General features: G+C 44.5%; 2 protein-coding genes. Both read left to right on the forward strand.

The window, feature by feature from the left end:
* Positions 1–186 precede the first annotated feature (186 nt).
* The gene (hflK, locus tag ABD892_RS10970) at positions 187–1,245 is read left to right on the forward strand and encodes an FtsH protease activity modulator HflK (RefSeq protein ID WP_345195684.1); all 1,059 of its coding nucleotides are present in this window, start codon (positions 187–189) and stop codon (positions 1,243–1,245) included.
* Positions 1,242–2,066: protease modulator HflC (gene hflC / locus ABD892_RS10975; RefSeq protein WP_345195685.1), on the forward strand; the 825-nt coding region annotated here is incomplete at its 3' end. The genes hflK and hflC, both read left to right, overlap by 4 nt.

Genomic DNA, 2,066 nt, shown 5'->3' on the forward strand with positions numbered 1-2,066 from the left:
GCTGGGTTACATGGCTGCGCGAACCTGCCCCATGCCAGCAAGGCTTCTCAAGCTGGCTGAGCCACAGTGGTAATCAGGAAAATATTTGCCTACAATAACCGATCACTCCTTGTAAATATTGCTTATGCTCCAATACTAATGAAGTTAGATGGAAACTTTTTCGTCTAAATTAGGGAGGTATATATCATGTCCCAAAATAATGACCCTCCAGGAGATCCTTGGGGAGGCAATAATAAATCACCTCCAGACCTTGAACGATTCCTAACCCAAAATTTCGATCATTTAAAAAAGCTTCTCCCCGGTGGAAGTCCCGCCAGTTTCTTTATCATCTTTGTAATAATTTTGTCAGGCTTTTCAGTCTGGACTGCAATCTATACCGTCCCAAGTGATTCCGTAGCGGTCGTACAACGTTTTGGTAAATATGTGCACGAAGTGCCGCCAGGCCTGCATCTTAAATTTCCCTTAGGCATTGATGCCGCAACCATTGTTCCCGTTAAACGCCAGCTCAAGCAAGAGTTTGGATTTTCTACGCCCGGTGCGACAGACCCTTACCAAACCTCTCGAACCTATGATCACGGTCGGGAAACGCAAATGGTGACCGGCGATCTAAACGCGGCGCTTGTTGAGTGGGTCGTGCAATACCGAATATCCAACCCCGTTAAATTCCTGTTCGAGGTGAGGGAGCCGAGTGAAACACTACGATACGTTTCAGAGTCGGTTATGCGCGAAGTTGTGGGTGATCGCACTGTTGATGAGGTGATCACCGTTGGTCGCCAGGATATCGAGTCTGAGGCGTTAACCAAGATGCAGGAACTATCGACTAAGTATGCGATGGGTCTCAGTATTGATCAGGTTCAGCTAAAAAATATCAATCCGCCAAAACCTGTTCAAGAGTCTTTTAATGAAGTTAACCAGGCGCAACAGGAAAAAGAAAAACTGATTAATGAGGCTCGTCGAGATTACAACAAGGTTATCCCTCTGGCACTGGGTGAAAAAGATCAACGGATCCGTGAAGCAGATGGTTATCGATTAAAACGCATAAACGAAGCCGAAGGCGATGCGGCTAGATTCAATGCGCTTTATGCGGAATATATAAAGGCTCCTGAAGTTACCAAGCGTCGTATTTACATCGAAACCATGCAGGAAGTGTTACCGAAGGTTCGCTCCAAAATTATTATTGATGAGCAAACCAGCAATTTTTTACCTCTGCTTAATCTGGATGGCAAGACAGGAGGAAAACAATGAGATCTCTAAATATATCGTTATTGATCGGTCTAACTGTGCTTGTTGGGGTTAGTCTAAAAAGTGCTCTTTATACTGTGAGTGAAGTTGAACAAGTCATTATTACCCAGTTTGGTAAACCCGTGGGAGATCCCGTTGTCGATGCCGGTCTAAATATAAAAATGCCTTTTATACAAGCGGTTAATGCGATCGATAAACGGGTTTTGGAATGGGATGGCGATCCGTCCGATATGCCAACCAAAGATAAGCTCTACATTTCCGTTGATTTGTTTGCTCGCTGGCGAATTGTTGACCCTTTGCAGTACTTTCTAAGGTTGAGAGATGAGCGAATTGCACACTCTCGGCTCGATGATATTCTAGGCAGTGAAACGCGCAATGCAATAGCAAAACATGAGTTGATAGAAATAATTCGAACAACCAAAGATCGAGAGCCATTGCTGGCTGGGATTTTGGATGGTGCCGATTCTGACTCGGGTGTGGGGCAGCTGTTGCCAATTCATAAAGGGCGAAAACTTGTGGAGCAAGAAATATTTTCAGCGGCATCAGAAAAGGTCAAAGTTTTTGGTATAGAACTTCTGGATATTCGATTTAAACGAATCAACTACAACGCGAGTGTCAGACCAAAAATTTATGAACGAATGATTAGCGAGCGTCGGCAGATTGCTGAACGTTTTTTATCAGAAGGCAATGGCGAGGCGGCGAGGATTAGAGGTGACCGAGTCAGAGAACTCGACAAAATTCAATCAGAAGCTTATCAACAAGTAGAAGAAATTCGCGGCTTGGCAGATGCAAAGGCAACAGAGATTTATGCGCTCGCTTACAAT

This window comes from Kistimonas scapharcae (genome assembly GCF_039540975.1).
Classification (GTDB): Bacteria; Pseudomonadota; Gammaproteobacteria; order Pseudomonadales; family Endozoicomonadaceae; genus Kistimonas; species Kistimonas scapharcae.